The sequence below is a fragment of the Fimbriimonadales bacterium genome (assembly GCA_035559795.1).
Classification (GTDB): domain Bacteria; phylum Armatimonadota; class Fimbriimonadia; order Fimbriimonadales; family ATM1; genus DATMAR01.
On record DATMAR010000003.1, the window covers coordinates 602,977 to 623,016 of the forward strand.

A 20,040-nucleotide genomic window follows, 5' to 3' on the forward strand; every position below is an offset into this window, starting at 1 on the left:
CAGAAGTTACCCAGTTCGTGTTTCGATGGAAGTATTTCCGCTGCGCGCGTGTTCGAGCATCATGAATTCACTGAGGTTTTCGATGGTCAAAATGCCGACGAGGCGGTCTCCATCGAAAATCATAATCGGCGCACGGTTTCCTTCCATAAAATGATTCAATGCGGCTTCGAGAGGGTCTGTGGGGCTCATCCGTTTGAATTCTCTTTGCATAAATCCGGAAACGTAAGCGTCGTCGCCTCCTGTTTGCATACCTCGACCGATATCTTCTCGCGTTAGGATTCCTAAAATTTCGTCACCGAAAACGACGGGGAAGACTTGCTGAGAACCTGCAAGGAGCATTTGCGCTGCTTTACGCAGAGAATCTGTGTGAGAAATCGTTCGGAAATCCGTCATCATTGCATCGGCAACTCGTTTTTCTTTGACGAGTGAATATCCGACGGTGACGACCATTTCTTGTCCTGCGCCTAAAAAGATAAAGAAGGCAATCAACATCCACAACACATGTCCGATGAAAAGGGCAAAAATACCGAAGGCGATTGCTAAAAATTGACCAATCCATCCTGCGATCTGAGTGGCTGTGGTTTCCGGCATTTTTAGTGCGAGAAGAGCACGCAGTACACGCCCCCCATCCATGGGGAATGCAGGAATCATGTTAAAAAGCATCAAAACGATATTTGCGCTAAAGAGCGCATCCCAGAACGAAAATCGTTCGAGTGAAATGGCGACGGAAAAATCCGGCAATCTTTTTTCGAAAAGTAAAAGCCCGATGCCAATTAAAAAAGAAATTATGAGATTGACGAAGGGTCCTGCAATCGCAATCCAGAATTCTTGAGTTGGTTTTGGACGTCCTGCGAGTGTGGCGATGCCACCGATGGGGTAGAGGGTGATGTCTTTAGTTCGAATACCGAAGCGTTGCCCAGTGAGTGCGTGCCCTAATTCGTGCAAAACGACACAAAAGAAGATAGCGGGGATGAGCGCCATGATATGAGCGGAATGCGGGGCTTCTCTCGATACGAAGGCTAACCAAAACATAAAGAGAATGAAGGTGAAATGAAGCCGGATGGGGATTCCGGAGACTGTGGCGATTCGAATCGCCCAGATAGAAAAACCTTCCTGTCGTCTTTGCACGTTCTTATTCCTTATTTAAAGAGTACCCGTATCGAAATTGACCTATCCAGTCGAACCGATAAGTGGTGGCATGTAAATCGCGCCTTACGGCGTTACTACTACTATAAATCGCGTCTTACGACGCTCCTACATTTATTGTTTACGCTGGAGTCATTTTTTTCGTGCATGAACTAAAACATATTCATTCCCAAAACATTATTCATCCCAAAAAACGCCGAGTTGACTTTGAGCAGGTTTTTCATTTTGCTTTGCCCATTGAATACTTTTTTTCGAATTTCCGCACCAGGATAGAGAATCCGGATATTTGTCGTTTCCTGCCAAGTCTACGAACAATCCCAAGCAAAGTGCGAACTCTCTAAGGGTTCCGACGTCTCCTGGATTGGCTTTACCCAGCGTCGTTCCTCGAGAAATGTAAGAATCGTTTCCTTCGTAATCGAGAAAGACGCCGATACCGTTTGCGTTTCCTGCGCCTAAAGAAAGATTGGGAGCGATGTGTGTATCGTCACCATTTCTGTCTATTAAAAAACCTATGCTGAAATCGTGTCCAGCGCCTTGAGCCATATTCATGGTGGCAGTGTATGCATCGTTACCGTTGCTGTCTTCCAGCGCTCCGAAAGCAAAATGTGCGCACGCACCTTGCACATACCAAACTCCTCGATAGACATCGTTGCCATTTTCATCGAATAAAATTCCGATCCCTTGCCAGTATCCGACACCTTGAGCAAAAACACCGCAAGAATATTTATCGTTTCCGGAAAGGTCGAATAGAACTCCTAAACCGCCTCCGAGACTATGGCCATGGGAATAATCCGCACGAACGCCGAATCCCGTGCCTTGCGACATGTTGACGTTGTGTTCTTGTGTTTGCGCAGAAGGGAAATCGAGTTGTTCATCGTTTGCGCGGTAATCGTCATCGCCATTACCATCGAGCAAGAAACCGACACCACGCACGATTCCACATCCTTGCGTTTGAAAAAATCCGTTATATTTATCGTTTCCCGACGTATCGCATAAAATTCCGATGCCGCAATGTCCATAGCCTTGGGAATTGACATAAGCGTCGTAGATATCGTCACCTTCCTTATCGAGCAGGACACCGACGCCGTATTCGCCGCTTCCTTGGCTCGGGCGATAACTTCTATAAACATCGCTGCCTTTTGCATCAACGAGTATTGCGATTCCGAAGAGTGCCCCCCCAAAGGCGGGAATTCTGGTTTCACTTTTGCGTTTTTCTATTTCCGCGACAGGTGCTTTAGCGCAATCTTCCGAGGAGAAATATTTATCATTGCCCTGATTATCTATCAACACGGAAACCCAATTATTCGAAGAAGCGTTGCTTGCGCCTCCGAAGTACGTATCGGAACCACCGGTATCTATAATCAAAAAATATTTTCCAGCCGGAGTGATGTTGTCGTCTCCGCCTCGTAAGATAATTTTTCCTAAGGGAGTCGAGAACTCGACGGAATATTTTTTATCCGGTGGGACGTTAGCAATCCAGTCGGCGGCAATTTCGGTTGCCAGAAGGAGGTCGTGCGCTCCTGAGTAAAGATATTTTAAATCGGTGTTTTGTAAGTACTGCAATTCACGATTAAATTCATAGATTCCTTCGCTAGGATGCGATACATTTTCATAGGCTTTTTCTAAATTTGGAATTTGGTTGAATGCGAGTTCTCGAAACGGTTTCAATTCTTGGGTCGCTTTGAGAATTAAGGCTGCTGCTTGTTGGACTTCTTTAGGAACTGTTTTTAGTCGATTTATTTCGATTTTCCATTCTTTGAAGATTTGAGCGAGGGTGTCTTGATTTTTGGCTTGCTGTTGCCACTGTGCAGTGGGGTCTCCTAAGAGCGTTCTTCGTGTAGCTTCTCCTGTCCATGAGCGGGTTGTCATTAGGAGTTGACTCGGCTTAGGGTATGCGCTTTTCAAAGAGTTTTTCAGAAGGCCGAGATAAAACGGTGTTCGAAAAGGGTCTGATTCGAAGATGCGGAAGGAGGGAAGTGTAAACTGTTCGAAAGAATAAAAGCGGAGAAATTGCGGGTCGAATTTCGCGTGATCGCGAGATAAGCCTGCGAAGTTCAATACGTCATCGAAAATGTCTGCATATAAAGTAGGACACAAAAATAAAAGCAAGATGGTAATCGTTGCCGTTTTGCTCGCCATGAGTGCGTTTTACCCCTCGTGTGCGCAAGAACTTCCGAAGCCGTCAGCGGATCTTCCCTCGGTTACAAGCAGTCCGGAGCCATGGAATGATTTTCGTGAGTTCGTTCGTCCGAGTCCTCCTGAGAGAACGGTTACGCTTGTTCGTTTTGCAAGCCCGATTCAATCGAATGTGAAGGAAAACAACACTGTAGAAGCGGAAATATGGATACCGAGAGATGCACCGAGGCCAATGCCGGTTGTAGTGCTTCTTCATTATTGGGGTGCGAGTGATTTCGTCGTAGAAGAGCGTTTTGCGAAGGAGTTGAATTTTCGTGGAATCGCAGCCGTGATGATGACGCTTCCTTATCATATGCGACGTTCGCCTTCCAATGTTGCAAGCGGTACTTTGGCAATTCGTCCGGATACGAAGCATCTTCGAGAGGGGCTTACGCAGGCGGTTTTAGACGTAAAGCGTTTAGTGGATTATTTATCTACGAAATCGGAATTCGATATGCAACGTTTGGGAATTTCGGGCGTGAGTTTAGGTGGCATAGTTGCTTCGCTCGTGTACAACGTGGAGCCTCGTTTTCGATGCGCTGCAATTGTATTAGGCGGGGGGGATATCGCACACATTATTTGGAACAGCAGTTTTACCGTAGATATAAGGACAGATTTTCGGAAAAAGGGTTATACGGAAGAGCAACTAAAAGAAGAGTTGCGTCCCGTAGAACCTCTCGAATATATCGACCCTCATCGAGGGGATAACGTGCTCATCATCGGTGCAAAATACGACGAGGTGATTCCTCCGGAGAGTACGCAAAAACTCGTGAATGCGTACGGTAATGCGCAAGTGGTGTGGCTAACGACGGGACATTTCGGAGGTGCTTTGGTCGAGAGGAAACTTTTCAGAACTGCTACTGGTTTTTTCGAATCGAAATTCTTTGCAAAAACTTTTGAAATCCCCTCGACGATTTCGGCGCCTACATTGCGACTGGGAGTTGTGCTGGTTCCGGATTACGAATTGACGATTGCAGCGGGAATGGATGTTTGGAGACCGAAGAGATTGCGAAATATTGTCGTCAATGGTTGGATAACGCCAGAAGGTCCTTTATTGTGGGCGAATTTGGAGTTGGAAAGTGGGTTTAGTGTAGGTTTTGCTCTTACGAAGGAGAGATTGACATTCGGAATCGGTTGGAGTGTTGTGCTTTGACACCGACTCTTACAATAGAAAAATTAGAAGCATTGAGAAACAACTTTGCCGAAACGATGATTGGTTTGGCTCGTGGCGCACCAAGAGTTCGTATCACGAAAAGAGACGGTTATTGGATGAGCAGAAGTCCATTCGAACATCCGATTGCGAATTTTGCGGTGAGGCTCGATTTAAATCAGCAGGAGATAAAGACGTTGGTACGAATGGCGACAAAAAATCCTTCCTTTAGAATTTATGTTATGCCAAGAGATAACCCTGCGGAAATCGGAAAGGAATTCGAATCGTGGGGACTCGTTCCATCCTTTCGTATCGTAGGGATGGCGCTCGAGCGACCCCCCCTTTTTGCTGATTCGTTAGCAAGACTTGCGATGCGAGAGGAACGGGAAGAAATACTTCGATTCATCGTGGAACATTTTTTTTGGAAAAGCCCGCGCTCGATTAAAACAATGCTTTTTCAGGTGATGTCGAAAGCGAAAGCCCATGGTCATGAGATGTATGTAGTCCGTGATGAGAAGGGAATTGTCGCGGTGGCGAGCATTGTAGTTGCGGGAGATACAGCCGGGCTGTATAATATTTGCGTGCGTAATGACATGAGAGGGAAAGGCTTGGGTAGCGAATTGGTGCGACAGTTGTCTTGGTTGGGTGCTTCAAGGGGTTTGAAAGTAGTTCTCCAATGCGAGAAAGACTTAGAAAACTGGTATTTTTCGTTGGGTTTCACGACTCTTGGTGAGATAAAGGCTTATTCTTCGGCGGCGATTAAGGAAAGGTAAGTCAAAATGGAATGGGAAGAAAATTCAGAAAAAACTAAACCTGGTAAGGAAATATCCGAACTTTTGTCGAAAAAGGGTTATAATGCTTAGTAACAGGCGGGTGAACAAATGACTCGGCGGGGCTTTACGCTAACGGAACTTTTAGTCTCCGTAGCAATATTGGGAACGCTCGCTGCCTTGATGTTCCCAATATTTCGTTCCGCCATCGATTCAGCCAAACGTACCGAGTGTGGGGCGCATTTTCGTCAAATCGGCTACGCACTCACGCTCTATTTGGGCGATTACGATGACCGTGTGCCTCCCGTGAATTACCAACCGGTGAGGATGGACAACCCCATAGCAGACCGCACATGGGTTCAGACTCTTCTTCCTTATACGGGGTCACTTTCGTTGTTTATTTGTCCCTCGGACATCGGGCGAACTGGCTCGGAATCGCAAATGACGATCGAGAAGGACGGTACTGTTGCTGACCCATGGATTTTGTATTACGAGCAGTCTCTTCGTTCGAATTTGGGTTACAACTATCTCTATTTAAGTCCTTTGGTTTTTTTGAACAGCGGTGTTTGGGAAGCGTTTCCCATTCGTTTGAATGAAATTGCCAATAAATCGTTGACAATCGTGTTTATAGATTCGCTTTGGGATAGAACGAATAACGGTGTTCCTTACGGTGGGGGGAGCTGGGCAGTAGAGCCTCCTTGTCGTTATGCTATGTCTGGGGGGGAAGTTAAAGATACTTTCAATTTCCCGAACGGAACAATCATGTATTTCGGCTTTAAGCCAGAGGGATGGGCTCCGGAGGAATCGAAGATGTGGCAAACATACGGGGGGGCTTGGCCTTGGCATCGTGGGAGATTCAACGTGATGTATGCAGATACACGCGTAAAAAACGTTACGGTGAGCGCTCTCACTCAAGGTTGCGACTTCAAACCTTATTGGGAAGGGCTCATCGATGATAGTGAATTGTATCCTTGGGATATTACAGAGTAGGTTGCAGTAATGGCAAAATCTTTTTTCGCGAACAGGCACTGGACATATTGGTTATGGTATAGCGTTTGTATCGTTATGTCCATAGGGCTTGCGTATGGTATTGCATGGTGGACTACGAATACGAATTTACCGACGAAGGCATCGGAAAGAACACAAATCACCACAGCCATCTCGGTAGAAGAATCTCCCGAAGGTCCCGACGTTCTCGATACCGTGACTCCTCATAAACGCCAATCGCGTTAAGACGTGCTTTCCAGAATCTCCAATATTTCTTTGACTTTTTGTTTTACTAAATCCGGATCACCTCGACTTTCTACGTTGAGACGCACCACCGGTTCCGTGTTGCTCGCTCGCAGGTTGAAGCGCCATGTTGCGAATTCTATAGAGATGCCGTCCGTTCGATCTACTTTTCCTCCGGGAAAGGCTTTGAGTACTCGTTCTAAAGCCTCTTGTGGGTTTGCTATTTTTCGATTGATTTCTCCGCTGACCGGATATTTTTTCATCATTTCGGAAACCATCTCTTTGAGGGAATTTCCGGATTGGCTGACCAATCGGGCGATCATCAAAAAAGGGATCATTCCACTGTCGCAATACCAATGGGCTTTAAAATAATGGTGCGCACTCATTTCCCCCCCGTATTCTGCATTCTCTTTTCGCATACGTTCCTTGATAAAAGCATGTCCCGTTTTGCTAAGTACGGCTCTTCCGCCCATTTTTTCAACGATTTCCAAGGTGTTCCACGTGAGTCGTGGGTCGTAAATGATGGTAGCGCCGGGACGATGCCTCAAGATGTCTTGCGCTAATAAGCCTACGATGTAATAGCCCTCGATGAATGTTCCATCCTCGTCGTAGAAGAAGCACCGATCGTAATCTCCATCCCATGCCACTCCAAAATCGAAATTTCCCGCTTTCATCCGCGCTATGGTGCTGGCTCTGTTCTCTTCTAAAATAGGGTTGGGGACTCCGTTGGGAAATGTGCCGTCCGGTTCGAAGAACATTTCTTCGATTTTTAGAGGGATATGAGGAGCGAGTTCTCTCACGATAAGACCAGCGCACCCGTTTCCTGCATTCGCGAGTACTTTCAAGGGTTTCAAAGTTTCCGGTGGAACGATTCGCAAAAGATGTTGAATGAAGTCTCGCGAGACGTTTTTATTTTCGACTTTTCCTTTTCCGGTGCGTTCGAATTTTCCTTCTCGAGTTCTTCTTTCGATTTCGAGAAGCCCGGTATCTCCGCTGATCGGTCGGCTTTCTTCGCGAACGAGTTTCATACCATTGTATTCGGGGGGGTTATGGCTTGCGGTAATCATGACTCCTGCGCCGAATCCGTAATAGGCGGTTGCGAAATACACCATTTCTGTTCCGCACAAGCCGATGTTCGTTACGTCCACACCCGCGTCGCAAAACCCAGAGGTGAGCGCGTTAGCGAGTTCGGGACTGCTCAACCTGACGTCGTATCCGATGACTGCAGTTTTTGCGCCGGTTTCATCAGCTATTGCCCTCCCGATGCGATATGCAATATCGGCATTCAACTCATCGGGAAAAATGCCTCTTATATCGTATGCTTTGAAGCAGGACAAACGCTCCATGAATTCACTCTTCATACCTTAAATCGTTTTTTCTAAACTTTTCGGTTTATTGGAGAGCCACACCGTTTATCGTTAATTTAAAACGACATCCCAGCACATCCGCGCTTCTTCGACACATCACCATACGCGAAAGAAATATTTCGAAATATTCCATCACTGTCGCAAAATCGGTGTCAATTTCCAACACCAATTCGATGATGCGCGAACGAGGTTCTACTTCCACTCTGCTTTTTTGCACGGCGTAATTCACTCGGTCGTGAATATCGAAAGTTTCCATGATTGGATTCTGAACACGACTGTGATGAACATCGGATTTGTCTGCGATAATCAACGCGGCAGACATTCTGCTTACTGCTGTTCCTTCGTGTTCCTCGTGATTGCCGATGGCTCCTGCTATTTGCGCGATTTCGTCCGGCGCCATTCCCATGTCATAGAGAATGTTCGAAGCAATTACGGCTCCAATCATAGGGTGGTTCAAACGATTCACTACGTTTCCGATGTCGTGGAGATATGCAGCGATAGCACCCAATTCGGCTTCGCGTTCGGGAGCCTCGAGAGAATTCAAGATGTATCGAGTGATGCTGCTTACGATGTTCGAATGCCGATGACCATGCTCCGTATATCCCATAGCATTCAGCAGGTCGTTCGCACCTTGTATGTAACTTTTAACCCGTGAGTCGGCTTTGACTTCTTTTAGGGTTACGACTTTTTTGAGTTCTATGATTTCGCTCATTGAGAGTTCCGCTTATATTGATTATGGATGTTAGTGACGTTTCTATGAATCGCGTTCGGAGATTCTGTCTTATGCTTCCGCGACATGCTCCGCGATTTCAATAGACCAAATCGAGACGACTCTATCGAGTCCTCCGACAGCGAACAAGCGCCCATCTTCCGAGAAGGCGAGTGCCTTTATCGGACCTGTGTGACCTCCGAGATGTGCGATTTGAGTCGCTCCTAAGGCGTTCCATAAACGAGTTTCCCCTTTGCGGCATCCGCTTGCGAGCATCCAATTGGAGGGATGGAAGGCGATAGCCTCGATGGGTGTTTCATGACCCCATAGTGGTTTTCTGGTCTTTCCTGTACGCATTTCAACGATTCGGATGCTGTGATCCGCGAGCGCAATGGCGAGGAGGCTGTCGTCTGGTGAGAAAGCGGAATGTACAGGGGCGAAGCCGAAACCATCGAAAGAAGCCATTTCAATTCCGTGAGCGGCTTCGTAAACGGTAACTTTATCACTCCCACCGACAGCCAGCAATCCTCCATTGTTGCTGTATGAGAGAGTGGTTACGGGACCATCCGGAGAAGTCATTACGAATCGTGATTTGCCACTCGAGGCGTTGAAGACTTGAAGTGTTCTGTCAACACAGCCGATAGCGACATCACCTTTCGGGCTAATGGCAACTTGTGAAGCCCATTCGACCCTTTTCGTTTTGGAGTGCTCGAGACGGTGATTCGAAATTGCCCATGTCGAAAAAAGTCTATCGCCTGTTCCTGCTGCGATGATCTTGCGTTTTCCAACCGATTTGATGCTCGAGACTCCGCCGCCATTCAAGTCGAGTTTTCCTAAGGTTTGACCGGTGAAAGGTTGCAGAAAATGAAGAGCATTATCGAAACATACGGCGGCGAGTTCCTCTCTGCCTGTGAATGCGAGGCAATAGACGGGCGAGGGCAAATCCACGATAGAGAGCAGATGGCTGACTCTCACTTCTCCTGCTGCAGTCGGTGGAGGAGGTGAATTCGGGAATCCCGCTTCTTTTTCCGCATCGTATTTCGACCTTTTCGCGGCATCGGAGAGTACGCGGTAGGCTTCGATGACTTCTTGCATTTTTCTGAGAGCATCGGGGTCGCGATTTACGTCGGGATGGAGTTTCCGGGCGAGACGACGGTAAGCGCGCTTGATGTCTGTAAGACTCGCGGCTTTTTCTACGCCTAAGATGCGGTAGTGGTCAGGATTCACAAAACGATTCGACGCCACGGGATATATATTTTGACACAAATTTGGATGAAGAAAAGTTCCAAAAAGCAAACGCGAATTACGGAAGATAAATCCCCTACCCAGTGTGTGGGGGGGCTTATTGCTTCCTACGCGTTTTTAGGCTCGTGACTTTGGCGGAAAAGTAAACGAATAGGAGTCCCTTCGAGGGGAAATTCTTCTCGGATTTTGTTTTCTAAGTATCTCACATAACTGAAATGGACGAGGCTCGTGTCGTTACAAAACAACACGAACGTAGGGGGGGCAGTACCGACTTGGGTACCATAATATATGCGCAGTGGTTTGCCTTTTCTCGTGTAGGGTTTTTCGTAGGTCGCTTCTCGAAGAATGCGATTGAGAGTCCCTGTTTGAATTCGGAAATGATAATTTTCTATGACCTCCAGACAAGTTTCCAGTAATGCTTCCAATCCGGTTTTGGCAATTGCGCTTACGAAACACACAGGTGCGTAGGAGAGTTCCGGAATTTCGATATGTATTTTTTTAGTAAAGTTCTTCTTTTCCGCACTTTTTTTATGCGGATTCCCATCGGGTGGTTCGACGAGGTCCCATTTATTCACGGCGATGATGCACGCTTTACCCGCGGAATGCACCATTTTTGCAGTGCGTTTGTCCATATCTACGAAATCCAATGAACCATCTACGACGATGATTCCGATATGAGCGCGATGCAAGGCGCGTTCTGCACGCAACGTCAGATAGTATTCCAAAGAGCCTTGAACCTTTCCTGGGCGTCGAAGACCGGCGGTATCGATGAGAAGGATTTTTTGTCCGCGAAACGAAATTTCTGTGTCGATGGCATCGCGAGTAGTTCCCGGGATTTCGCTCACTATAGCGCGCTGTTCTCCGACCAATGCATTCAACAGAGAAGACTTACCGACGTTCGGGCGCCCTAAGATGGCAATTTTTATGGGTTCTTCTTCCTCATCGGTGGGGGTAGTTTCGGGAAGAAGTTGTATGGTTTTCTCCATTAGTTCGCTGATTCCGCGATTGTGCAATGCACTGATTGGAAAAATTTCACCGAGCCCTAAAGCATAAAAATCGCTTACGAGAGACTCGCGCTCGGGGTTATCGACTTTATTCACCGCAATTAAAATCGGTTTACCGATTTTGCGCAATTCGTCTGCAAGTTCTTGGTCTGCCGGGGTAACTCCATCGGTTACATCCACGACAAAGATAACGACATCGGCATCGGTCAACGCGATGTTCGCCTGGGTGCGAATTTGTTCGATGAGCGGGTCGTCTCGTGAAAAGAGTATCCCCCCCGTATCCACGACTTCGAATTTTTTATCGTCCCATTCGGCGACATGATAGAGTCTGTCTCGCGTAACTCCCGGTTGCGCTTCGACGACCGCTACTCGACCACCCACGATGCGGTTGAAAAGAGACGACTTCCCAACATTCGGTCGCCCTACGATAACGACGCACGGCAGTTTTTTCTTTTCCATTTGTTCTTAGTTTGAGTCGAAGGTAATCCTCTAAAGGAAAGTTAGAAATTTTATGCCGCTAATTTTTCTTGTTGCATTCGGCGAGCCTGATCGTAGTAGGCTTCCGAATAATCTTTACGCGTGGTGAGAATTTTTATACAGCGGATGCTTTTTTGATTCGTGAGAATCGAGTCGTAAATAAATCGAGCCGCTAAATCTGGATTGGCTCGATGTTCGAAATAATTCCAGTCATCGGTCGGGTCGGGGACTATGTATGTTGCGACATTTAATTTCTCCCCTTCTTTTATTGCGTTCGTAAAAGCGGTTCGGAATGAGTTTTTGGTTACTATTCCTTTTTCGTTGTAGATGTTCGTGATGATCAGGTAACGGCATGGCAGGCGACGCACAGGAAATGCGCGAGCTGTAGTCGGAGGGTATGGGGCGCCCCTTTCAATAGTATCGTCGAGGCGATAGTCAGCTTTGTCTCGAATCGTTTTCGCCATCCCCTCCCCGAGATATCCTGTCTCGTTACAAAAGGTGATGAAGGCGTCGCCTTTTATTTTTCTGAGGCTCCAGAGAGGGATGCAGTAGATTTCGACACGGCTATCCCCGATTTGAAATACCTGGAAAGGACGAACTTGAAGTTTATAAAAAAGGCCTATGCCCAAGGCGAAGACGATGAAAAGTAAGACTACGAGCCAAATCAAAGCATACGGACTTATCAGTGCAAGGTGTGTAAAAGAAGATAAAAGTGACATAGAAGTGTCGGTTTCCGAGGCTTTGCTCCTTCTTTTGTACCCTATGCGGCGATAGCGAAAACAAAGGCTCTCCTTTTTGAAGACTCTAACTGTTCTTTTCAACTATTCGCGGAGATAATGCTGAAACTTTTTACGTAAAAAAGTGTGTTATCTTTCGAGCAATCAACCTTCTTACTAAACGATTACTGAGTACACTTAATCATGTTCTTGGATTAGGCGGCAATCGGTGGAACGAATCTGGCAGCGATGGTGGGAAGACACTGGTGTAGCGGTTATTCAACTGCTCGATGTGCTTCTCGTCGCCTATCTAACCTACCGGCTGTTGCTATTAGTTCGGTCGTCGCGTGCATGGCGAGTTTTGGGCGGAATCGGCATTTATATGGTCGTTTGGTGGTTGAGCGACCGGTTCGGATTGCGAACACTCCATTTCATTTTGGACAAAGGTTTGGCGCTCGGGCCTGTCGCATTGGTCATTCTCTTTCTGCCGGAACTTAGGAGCGCAATCGAAGGGTTCGGGCGGTTGGGGTTTTGGGCAGTTCGTCGCCCAGGGACTTATCGTATGAGTATTCCGATCATCGAGGAAATCGTTTCAGCGGTTACTCAACTCAGCCAAAATCGTACGGGTGCTCTCATCGTCGTGGAACGAAACGACCTTCTTCCCGAGGTGGAAAAAAACGGCATTCCTTTGGATGCTCAAGTTTCCGCACCTTTGCTCTGTTCGATATTCTATGGCACGAACCCGTTGCACGACGGAGCTGTCATTATTCGCAGGGATCGTGTGGTTGCAGCGGGTTGCATGTTGCCGTTGAGCGAGACGAGATTGCGCTCTCATCTCCATTTGCGTCATCGGGCAGCATTAGGAATTACAGAAAATAGCGATGCGATTGCGATCGTCGTTTCCGAAGAACGTGGCTCGATATCTCTCGCTGTCGAAGGGACAATAAAAGAAGATTTGACTCCATCCCTGCTAAGGGAATATTTACATCAGTTTTTCATAGAAGAAGAAACGAAGAAACAGAAAGGAAAAGAGAAGACCGATGAAAATCTCATTGTTCGATAATTGGGTGTATAAAATCGCAGCGCTCATCATAGCGGTGATTTTATGGACGATGGTTTTGACGATCGAACAGCCAGAATTGCAACGGTCTTTCGATGCAAGGCTTATCTATATCAATATTCCTCCGACGTTGTCCGTTATCGATGGTCCGAGCACGATCCGTGTAGAAGTAAATGCTCTCGGGAGCAAAATCATAGAGATAGACCCGGATGAGGTGATGGCATTCGTAGATTTGCGAAATGCGGAAGCAGGGACGGCTACATATCCTGTCCGATTGAATTATGCCGAACGAATCCGGAGAGTAGCGAAATTAACCCCCCGTCCCGAACAAGTGGAAGTAACTTTAGAACACAACATAGACAAGACGTTACCCGTCGAAGCGCAATTCGTTGGAAAGAAGGAAGGTTTTCAACTGGATAGTTACAGTTTAGACCCACCCAAGATAAGAATTTTCGGTCCGGAAAGTTTGGTATTGAGCGCTGTAAAGGCTCGCGTTACGATAGATTTAGCAAAACTCGAGCCAGGGGGGGCGTACGAGCAACCTGTGGAAGTATTGGATAGAGAAAATCGTCCCATCGGGCGGTTAACCGTAGACCCCCCCCGTGTAACTTTTCGAGGTTCTTTACAGGGTCTCGTTCCGATGAAGACTTTGATTGTTTCTCCTGTTTGGAAAGGTTCGCCTAAAATCGGTTATCGAGTCGTGCGTTATACTGTCGAACCGAATCAGGTCAGAGTTTCTGGAAATGCTGCGCTATTAGCCGAATTGAGTACGGTGGAAACAGAACCGATAGATATTAATGAAATCGATAGCACGAAAGAATTTCGTGTTAAACTTGTCCTTCCTCCAGAATTAAAGGTGCAAGGTTCTCAATACGTTACTGTTGTCGTTGAAGTCGAAAAACAACCCAACCCTTCGCTTTAATCATGACGACATCGTATACACATACACTCGTCCGAACAATTCGTAGGGAGGAAGTAGATACATTTTTGCGTTTACTATGTGACGTATTCGATTTGGATTTTCATCACGCGAAAGTCGTGTTTACGAAAGAGCCATTTTTCGACCTCGAAAGAAAATGGGCAATATTTTTCGAAGGGAAAATGATCGGTTGTTTGACGACGGTTCCGGTGCAATTCGGTGATGGTCGTGCGATTGGAATTGCCGGTGTCGCCGTGCGAGAGGAATATCGGGGTCAAGGTTTCGGGAGTGAACTCATGCGAGCAGTCTTGCGAGAGAGCGACGCTCGTGGGGAAGGGCGCGCTCTTCTTTTTGCGCAAGAACCTCGATTTTACGAAAAGCACGGTTTTCGCGTTTTGGACGACGTGATTTCTGGGGAAATTATCGGCATGGGAAATGTGGAGGGGAATCGAGTTTTACCGATACAAACGGTGCGAAAGATTTATGATGCGTGGGCATCGGAATCTCCTATCCGACTTCGTAGGGATAGTCGCAGGTGGGATTTTTGGTCATGGTCCGGGAAAGTTCCTTATGAGATGGGAGAAGATGGTTACGTTTGTATGGAGGGAATGCGAATAAGGGAGCTTTTGCCGAAGTTTCAGCCATTCGGTTCGAAAAAACGCATAAGTTTGTGGAACGATGAGAAAAGAAGGGAATGGTACGGACTGAAAACTATGGTAGAGAAGCTCGAAATTCCTATTGGGAATTATTCAGTAGATTTGAAATTAATGGGGTTAGGGTTTAACGAAGTTCCCGAAATGTTTCTTTCCGACCAGTTTTAAAGTCGGTATGATTACCCACGAATAATTCACCGTGTCACAACCAGACCGGTTACAGGCGTTACGCGCTCTACGGACAGCCAATTACGATATGGCTTTTGCAACTGCGTTCGGAGCGCTCGTTGCAGGGAACTTTCTGGCTGAATTCATCCGCATTCTCACACGTGATGACCGTCTGCGTGCGTGGATTACGGCGGTGTCTGCTATTTTGGGTTTGCTTCAAATTCCGGGGAGTGTGCTTGCGGAGCGTTACGAGAGTTATAAAAAATACGTTGCCTACGGGGGTTTTTTCTGGCGTTTTTGGTGGATTCCCATCGTATTTCTTCCGTTGGCTCCTGAAAGCTTTCCGCGGCTCGAAGTCCTCACGCTTTGCATCGTTTTTCAAGCCATTTCGATTCACTTAGTTCAACCTACATACAATGCATGGCTTGGCGCACTTGTTCCCTCTTCACATAGGGCATGGTATTTTTCGCGGCGAGTTGCTTTAGCGACTTTGGTGGCTGCAGCGATTGGCTTTCCCTTTAGTTGGTTCGTAGATTGGATGCGGGGACGCGATTTATTAAACGTCGCGTTGAGTTTGAGTTTCGGTGTCGGAGTTTTATTCGGCTTCATCAGTTTTTATTTTTATATGCGCATGCCGGATACGAAACGCCAAGAAGTGAGAGCAGGTTCCATCCTGCATGATTTCGCTTCTTTGAGGCGACCGTTTAAGGACCGCACTTTTCGGCGTTTGTTGGTATTTCTCATCGTGTTTACTACGTCGCAGTTCATGGCAGGTCCTTTTTTCTTTTACTATGCGAGAGAGATTTTAGATATCGGATTGTTGGAATTGCAGGTTTACGGGGGGGTGCATGCGGTAACTTCCATTCTTGCTGCGCCTTTATGGGGATATCTCAGCGATAAGTATGGAAACAAACCTGTTTTATTTCTTTCGGGACTGCTCCTTTCGATTGGTCCGCTTATGTGGGTGTTCGCCATTCCTCAGGGGGGGCTATGGAACTACGGGATATTGACATTCGGCCATATATGCGCCGGTCTTGCTTGGACGGGTGTTTCTTTTGCGCAATTCAATTTTATGCTCGCTGTGCTTCGCCCTGAGATTCGAGAACCGGCTTTAGGCGTGATACAAGCATCGAATGCAGTAATCACGGGTCTTTCTCCGATGGCGAGTGGTTTTTGGTTGCATTGGGCTACGGGAATTTTCGGTGAGGCATGGAGTTATCAAGCACTGTTCGTATTGAACGGGGTTTTGCGAGCAGGTTCTGTGTTTTTGTTAGGCTCGATTACCGATCCGAGTTCTGCCAAGATCCCAGAATTTTTAGGACAAATCGCAGGAGTTCGACCAAAAGGAGTTTTCGCCATGCGCCGCTTATCCCTCGAGAAAGAACCTGAAAGAAAAGAGGAAGCCATTCGGCAAATTGGCGAAAGTGGAATGAAGTTAGCAGAAGTCGAACTGATTAAACTTTTGCATGACCCGTCTCCCAATGTAAGAAGACAAGCGGCAATCGCTATGGGGAAAGTGGGGGGGCGCGAATCGGTTTCGGCTTTGGTAGACCTTATTCAACACCATCCCCACCTCGTAGAGGAGGAAATGGTGGAGGCTTTGGGCGCGATAGGAGATACCGAAGCGATACCTGCATTGATTTCGCTTCTGAAAAATCCCTCTTCTGTTTTGCGTAGAGCGAGCGCGAAAGCATTAGGAAGGTTGGGTTCGAGGGAAGCGCTCGAGCCATTAATGGAAGCGGCGGAAACTTCGGGTGATGTGGAACTTCGACGTGCTGCAATTCAAGCACTCCGCATGATAGGCGATAGAAATTGCGAAGAAGTGATTATGCGCGCGTTGCGAGATGAGCATCCGTCGGTTCGCATTGCAGCCGCGGAAGCATGTGCGGAACTGGGATTGAAGCGTTGTGCCGACGTTTTGCGAGAGAGTTTGGCGAGTTATCGTGATGAAGCGGCTGGAGAAATGGCATATGCACTGGCGCATGTCGGAGATACCAACGATATTCCACTTATTTTGAAGGTTGCGTCGCAATTAGAATCGCCTGTCGTTCGATGGAGGTGTTTGCTTGCTGCAGCGCGCCTGCTCGGTGTAGAGCATCGGTTTTACGAGTTGCTGATGGGAGGAGTAGTTCAAAGAGATAATTTTTTGGTAAACCTCTTGCAGAGTCGGCATCGAGAGGTGCGAGGTCTTCGTCGAGCGATAGGGCTTTACCATATGGGGGAGGAGAAGGAGGCATTGAGACACCTTGCGCAAAATAACCCCGACAAATGGTTGCTGGCGTTAGCGGAGTACGCCCCTGAGGATGGGTTTTTGCTCGCTGCGGCGTTGCTCGAACGCTCCTGATAACAGGCAAATTTGGGTAAAACTAACTACGCATACTTCGGACGTCCGAAGTGTATGCTAATTTTAGGAGGTGTTTATGAAAAAGAAACTTTTGTTACTTTTGGTTGGTTTGCTCGCTGTTTCCGTAGCTCTTTACGGTTGCCCAAAAGAAGAGACCGGAGAAGGCGGTGCTACGGCTGGTGAAAAGATCAAAACAGCCGAACCTGGGACTCAAGAAACCGGAGCCACGGAAACCGGGACTGAAGCTGGAAAGACAGAAACCAGCACAACAGAAACCGGAGCAACGGGAACTACCGATACCGAAGCGAAGGATTCTGGGAGCACTGATACAGGCACGTCTGAATCAGGCAAGACCGACACGGGAACAACCGGAGGCGGCGAAACCGGCAGCACCGGGACTGACTCTGGCAACTAAAATCTCGTAGTTCGTTAGAGCAGTTGTCAAGTACAATTGTTCTAAAGATGATGACGGTGGATGTGCATGCATTCACCGTTTTCGTTTTTGTACTACTAATGTATAAGCCTCAAATAAAAAGCCTCAACAGCAGGAGCTGTTGAGGCATATAAGTTAGGAGCTTTTGAGGCATATAAGCTTTTGAGGCATATAAGCTTTTGAGCATAGATAAAATTTCTAAGATTTCTTCGGGTTTTCTGCAAAAAGGAAAAAACTTTATTTAGATTTCTGCGATAAACTTTTTTAGATTTTCTAAAGATAGCTTTGCGCTCACGAAAGGTGCGAGTTTAGGAAAGTCCATTTCGACAATAAGGTCTTTCGTGCCTGCGACTTTACAGGCTCTCAGAATTTTGTTCCATGGCAATGTTCCAGTTCCTATTTCCGTATCACTGCCATCCTGTGCGAGATCTTTTGCATGAATCTGATGCACTTTTCCTTTCATTTTTTGAATTAGTTCTACGGAATCGTAATTCGCTTTATGCACCCAGAAAACATCTATTTGCGCTGCTAACTTCGGTGCATGGGCGAACAAGATTTCCCATAATGTTTTTCCGTCGAAGTTTCGGAATTCTACATCGTGATTGTGATATGCGAGTTGCAAACCTGCGTCGGCGAAAATTTGAGCACTTTTTTCGATTTCATTTGCTGTTCTTATCCAGTCGTCATACGTTTTTCGCATAGATTCCGGCACGCCTGGAATCGTAACGATGTCACATTCCATTTCACGATGGTGTTCGATTACGATTTCGGGAGTTTGCAAGACGGATTCGATGGAGACATGAGAACCAATCAGCTTTAATCCGATATTGTCGAATTCGCGTTTTACTGCCGTTGGCGAGTGCCCTCCGAAACCTGCCGCTTCGACGTATTCGTAGCCGATATCTCGAACTTGTTTACAGGCTCCGAAGAAATCTTTTCCCGTTTCGCCTCGAATCGTATAGAGTTGGAGTGCAATTCTGAATGCCATAGCGATGTCAACTATTGCATTAACACGCGGTTATGTTATAGGGAGGTGTCAGGCGTTTTTGTGCGGGTGTTAAGTCGAAGTGTTCGACTGGAGAGATTTTTTGTAGGCTTCGTGGAGAAAGGAACGAGCGGCTGCTTTGTCGCCTGGGGGGATTTCCCCTTCTAAAACTGCCTGCTCCAAGACTCGTTTCCATTTTCCGACTTCCGGTCCTTCGGTAATGCCGAGTTCTTGCATGATTTCTTCGCCGTTCAGGGGTGAAGTCAAGCCCGCCTCTTTAATTTCCGTTTGCACTTCAGCGATTTTTTTTCGGATTGCGTCGAAATCTATTCCTTTCGGGATTTTGCCGACAGCACGCGCGTCTGCTTCGCATAGAAGGAGTAGAGGCTCTGTAAGTTCGCCCATATCTCGGATGAGTTTGCGCGCAGCGGATGCGGTGAAGGTGGGGGCAGAGCCTAAGCGCATATGATTCCGCACTAACTTCGCTACGCTATCGCAATCCGCCTTGGGGAATTTCAGTCTTTTCATAATTTCGTACGTCATCTCCCCCCCTACTCTTTCGTGTTCGAAAAAACGAATTCGTCCGTCTTCGTCTATGCTTTTGGTTCTCGGTTTTGCAATGTCGTGAAACAAAGCTCCTAATACTATGAGATATTTTTGGTGCGAATCGGGAATCTCGAGATGGGCTGCATTTCTCACGACATCTAAAGTGTGTTCCCAAACATCTTTGGTGTGATAAGTTCCCTGCTCAACACCGATGCCTTCTTCGAGTTCCGGAATAAATTTTGGTAAGAGTCCGAAATCCATGAGTTCTTCGAGACATTCTGCTGCGCTCGGATGGGAAAGCATCTTCGTCAGTTCCTCTTGAATTCGTTCCATGCTGACGATTTCGAGGCGGTCACGCTCTTGTTTAATCGCTTCCGTCAGGCCCGGAGCATAGGAAAGAGAAAGTTGATTTTTGAAGCGCACCGCACGAAGCATGCGCAGGGGGTCGTCTCGAAACGTCGCAGCCGGTTCTAACGGGGTTCTCAGGATTTTATGCTTGATATCCTCCAAGCCACGTCCTGTGAAATCGAGAATGTCACCGGTATGTAGGTTCTTGAAAAGGGCGTTTATCGTGAAATCGCGTCTCAATGCATCTTCTTCGAGAGTGGCTGGCACTACATCGGGCTTTCTGCTTTGCGGGTCGTAACTTTCTCGTCTAGGACTTGCGAGTTCGACTTTCGAGTGATTGACCATGACGAGCGCCGTTCCGAATCTGGGATAGGTTACGGGTTCGATGCTGCTGATTCCTTTTTCTCGGAGAAAATACCCAAACTCGAGTGCGTCGCCATCCACGAGGATGTCTATCTCTTGAGGACTCGGGAGACCTAAGAGCGGATCCCGCACGGCTCCGCCAACCAAATAGAGGCGGTTTTCCCACTGGGTACCGCGGGTTGCTTCGGCAATTTTCTCTGCCGCGTTCATTGAAAAGAATTATGCGTCCTTA

At 47.2% G+C, this 20,040-nt stretch carries 18 protein-coding genes; 9 read left to right on the forward strand and 9 right to left on the reverse strand.

The genetic code is table 11. From position 1 onward, the window contains the following. Positions 1-6: 6 nt before the first annotated feature. Positions 7-1,128 (reverse strand): site-2 protease family protein, encoded by a 1,122-nt coding sequence (locus VNK96_03440; protein ID HWP30768.1) that lies wholly within the window; start codon positions 1,126-1,128, stop codon positions 7-9. A 195-nt stretch (positions 1,129-1,323) separates the two neighbouring features. After that, complete coding sequence (locus VNK96_03445) at positions 1,324-3,285, reverse strand: hypothetical protein (protein ID HWP30769.1); 1,962 nt, start codon at positions 3,283-3,285, stop codon at positions 1,324-1,326. Here VNK96_03445 and VNK96_03450 point away from each other — a divergent pair. The 4 genes from VNK96_03450 to VNK96_03465 all read left to right on the forward strand — a co-directional run bounded on the left by VNK96_03450 (position 3,257) and on the right by VNK96_03465 (position 6,474). Next, positions 3,257-4,474 (forward strand): alpha/beta hydrolase family protein, encoded by a 1,218-nt coding sequence (locus tag VNK96_03450; protein ID HWP30770.1) that lies wholly within the window; start codon positions 3,257-3,259, stop codon positions 4,472-4,474. The genes VNK96_03445 and VNK96_03450 overlap by 29 nt on opposite strands. Then, a complete protein-coding gene (locus tag VNK96_03455) occupies positions 4,471-5,244 on the forward strand; it encodes a GNAT family N-acetyltransferase (GenBank protein ID HWP30771.1) in 774 nt (257 codons plus the stop codon). Before VNK96_03450 ends, VNK96_03455 begins: the two co-directional genes overlap by 4 nt. A gap of 108 nt (positions 5,245-5,352) precedes the next feature. Continuing rightward, positions 5,353-6,231, forward strand: a complete 879-nt coding sequence (locus VNK96_03460; protein ID HWP30772.1) for a type II secretion system protein — start codon at positions 5,353-5,355, stop codon at positions 6,229-6,231. A gap of 9 nt (positions 6,232-6,240) precedes the next feature. Beyond that, positions 6,241-6,474, forward strand: coding sequence for a hypothetical protein (locus VNK96_03465; protein ID HWP30773.1), 234 nt, complete (start codon positions 6,241-6,243; stop codon positions 6,472-6,474). On the opposite strand, the gene VNK96_03470 is transcribed toward VNK96_03465, so the two are convergent. The 5 genes from VNK96_03470 to VNK96_03490 form a co-directional block, all read right to left on the reverse strand. Then, a complete protein-coding gene (locus VNK96_03470; GenBank protein HWP30774.1) occupies positions 6,471-7,817 on the reverse strand; it encodes a phosphomannomutase CpsG in 1,347 nt (448 codons plus the stop codon). The genes VNK96_03465 and VNK96_03470 overlap by 4 nt on opposite strands. A gap of 46 nt (positions 7,818-7,863) precedes the next feature. Continuing rightward, entirely contained in the window at positions 7,864-8,550 is a 687-nt protein-coding gene (locus VNK96_03475) for an HD domain-containing protein (GenBank protein ID HWP30775.1), read from the reverse strand. A 69-nt stretch (positions 8,551-8,619) separates the two neighbouring features. Further along, the gene (locus tag VNK96_03480; protein HWP30776.1) at positions 8,620-9,792 is read right to left on the reverse strand and encodes a DnaJ domain-containing protein; all 1,173 of its coding nucleotides are present in this window, start codon (positions 9,790-9,792) and stop codon (positions 8,620-8,622) included. A 107-nt stretch (positions 9,793-9,899) separates the two neighbouring features. Next, the gene (der, locus tag VNK96_03485; protein ID HWP30777.1) at positions 9,900-11,255 is read right to left on the reverse strand and encodes a ribosome biogenesis GTPase Der; all 1,356 of its coding nucleotides are present in this window, start codon (positions 11,253-11,255) and stop codon (positions 9,900-9,902) included. 50 nt (positions 11,256-11,305) lie between these two features. Continuing rightward, positions 11,306-11,992 (reverse strand): hypothetical protein, encoded by a 687-nt coding sequence (locus tag VNK96_03490; GenBank protein ID HWP30778.1) that lies wholly within the window; start codon positions 11,990-11,992, stop codon positions 11,306-11,308. 226 nt (positions 11,993-12,218) lie between these two features. Here VNK96_03490 and cdaA point away from each other — a divergent pair, with 226 nt between their 5' ends. From cdaA to VNK96_03515, 5 genes are all read left to right on the forward strand, one after another. Further along, on the forward strand, positions 12,219-13,052 hold the full coding sequence (gene cdaA, locus VNK96_03495; GenBank protein ID HWP30779.1) for a diadenylate cyclase CdaA: 834 nt from the start codon (positions 12,219-12,221) through the stop codon (positions 13,050-13,052). Next, complete coding sequence (locus VNK96_03500) at positions 13,030-13,971, forward strand: CdaR family protein (GenBank protein ID HWP30780.1); 942 nt, start codon at positions 13,030-13,032, stop codon at positions 13,969-13,971. Before cdaA ends, VNK96_03500 begins: the two co-directional genes overlap by 23 nt. Before the next feature lie 2 nt (positions 13,972-13,973). After that, on the forward strand, positions 13,974-14,789 hold the full coding sequence (locus VNK96_03505) for a GNAT family N-acetyltransferase (protein HWP30781.1): 816 nt from the start codon (positions 13,974-13,976) through the stop codon (positions 14,787-14,789). A gap of 31 nt (positions 14,790-14,820) precedes the next feature. Beyond that, on the forward strand, positions 14,821-17,133 hold the full coding sequence (locus tag VNK96_03510) for an MFS transporter (GenBank protein ID HWP30782.1): 2,313 nt from the start codon (positions 14,821-14,823) through the stop codon (positions 17,131-17,133). A 76-nt stretch (positions 17,134-17,209) separates the two neighbouring features. Continuing rightward, positions 17,210-17,548, forward strand: a complete 339-nt coding sequence (locus VNK96_03515) for a hypothetical protein (protein ID HWP30783.1) — start codon at positions 17,210-17,212, stop codon at positions 17,546-17,548. A 259-nt stretch (positions 17,549-17,807) separates the two neighbouring features. On the opposite strand, the gene VNK96_03520 is transcribed toward VNK96_03515, so the two are convergent. Further along, the gene (locus tag VNK96_03520; protein ID HWP30784.1) at positions 17,808-18,554 is read right to left on the reverse strand and encodes a sugar phosphate isomerase/epimerase; all 747 of its coding nucleotides are present in this window, start codon (positions 18,552-18,554) and stop codon (positions 17,808-17,810) included. Between the two features lie 69 nt (positions 18,555-18,623). Continuing rightward, positions 18,624-20,018, reverse strand: a complete 1,395-nt coding sequence (locus tag VNK96_03525) for a CCA tRNA nucleotidyltransferase (GenBank protein ID HWP30785.1) — start codon at positions 20,016-20,018, stop codon at positions 18,624-18,626. Positions 20,019-20,040 lie beyond the last annotated feature (22 nt).

Excerpts from the sequence above, each read along its gene's own strand:
- VNK96_03450 (HWP30770.1), top strand. The coding sequence starts at position 3,257 with ATGGTAATCGTTGCCGTTTTGCTCGCCATGAGTGCGTTTTACCCCTCG.
- VNK96_03445 (HWP30769.1), bottom strand. The coding sequence starts at position 3,285 with ATGGCGAGCAAAACGGCAACGATTACCATCTTGCTTTTATTTTTGTGT.
- VNK96_03460 (HWP30772.1), top strand. The coding sequence starts at position 5,353 with ATGACTCGGCGGGGCTTTACGCTAACGGAACTTTTAGTCTCCGTAGCA.
- VNK96_03465 (HWP30773.1), top strand. The coding sequence starts at position 6,241 with ATGGCAAAATCTTTTTTCGCGAACAGGCACTGGACATATTGGTTATGG.
- VNK96_03470 (HWP30774.1), bottom strand. The coding sequence starts at position 7,817 with ATGGAGCGTTTGTCCTGCTTCAAAGCATACGATATAAGAGGCATTTTT.
- VNK96_03475 (HWP30775.1), bottom strand. The coding sequence starts at position 8,550 with ATGAGCGAAATCATAGAACTCAAAAAAGTCGTAACCCTAAAAGAAGTC.
- der (HWP30777.1), bottom strand. The coding sequence starts at position 11,255 with ATGGAAAAGAAAAAACTGCCGTGCGTCGTTATCGTAGGGCGACCGAAT.
- VNK96_03490 (HWP30778.1), bottom strand. The coding sequence starts at position 11,992 with ATGTCACTTTTATCTTCTTTTACACACCTTGCACTGATAAGTCCGTAT.
- VNK96_03500 (HWP30780.1), top strand. The coding sequence starts at position 13,030 with ATGAAAATCTCATTGTTCGATAATTGGGTGTATAAAATCGCAGCGCTC.
- VNK96_03505 (HWP30781.1), top strand. The coding sequence starts at position 13,974 with ATGACGACATCGTATACACATACACTCGTCCGAACAATTCGTAGGGAG.
- VNK96_03515 (HWP30783.1), top strand. The coding sequence starts at position 17,210 with ATGAAAAAGAAACTTTTGTTACTTTTGGTTGGTTTGCTCGCTGTTTCC.
- VNK96_03520 (HWP30784.1), bottom strand. The coding sequence starts at position 18,554 with ATGGCATTCAGAATTGCACTCCAACTCTATACGATTCGAGGCGAAACG.
- VNK96_03525 (HWP30785.1), bottom strand. The coding sequence starts at position 20,018 with ATGAACGCGGCAGAGAAAATTGCCGAAGCAACCCGCGGTACCCAGTGG.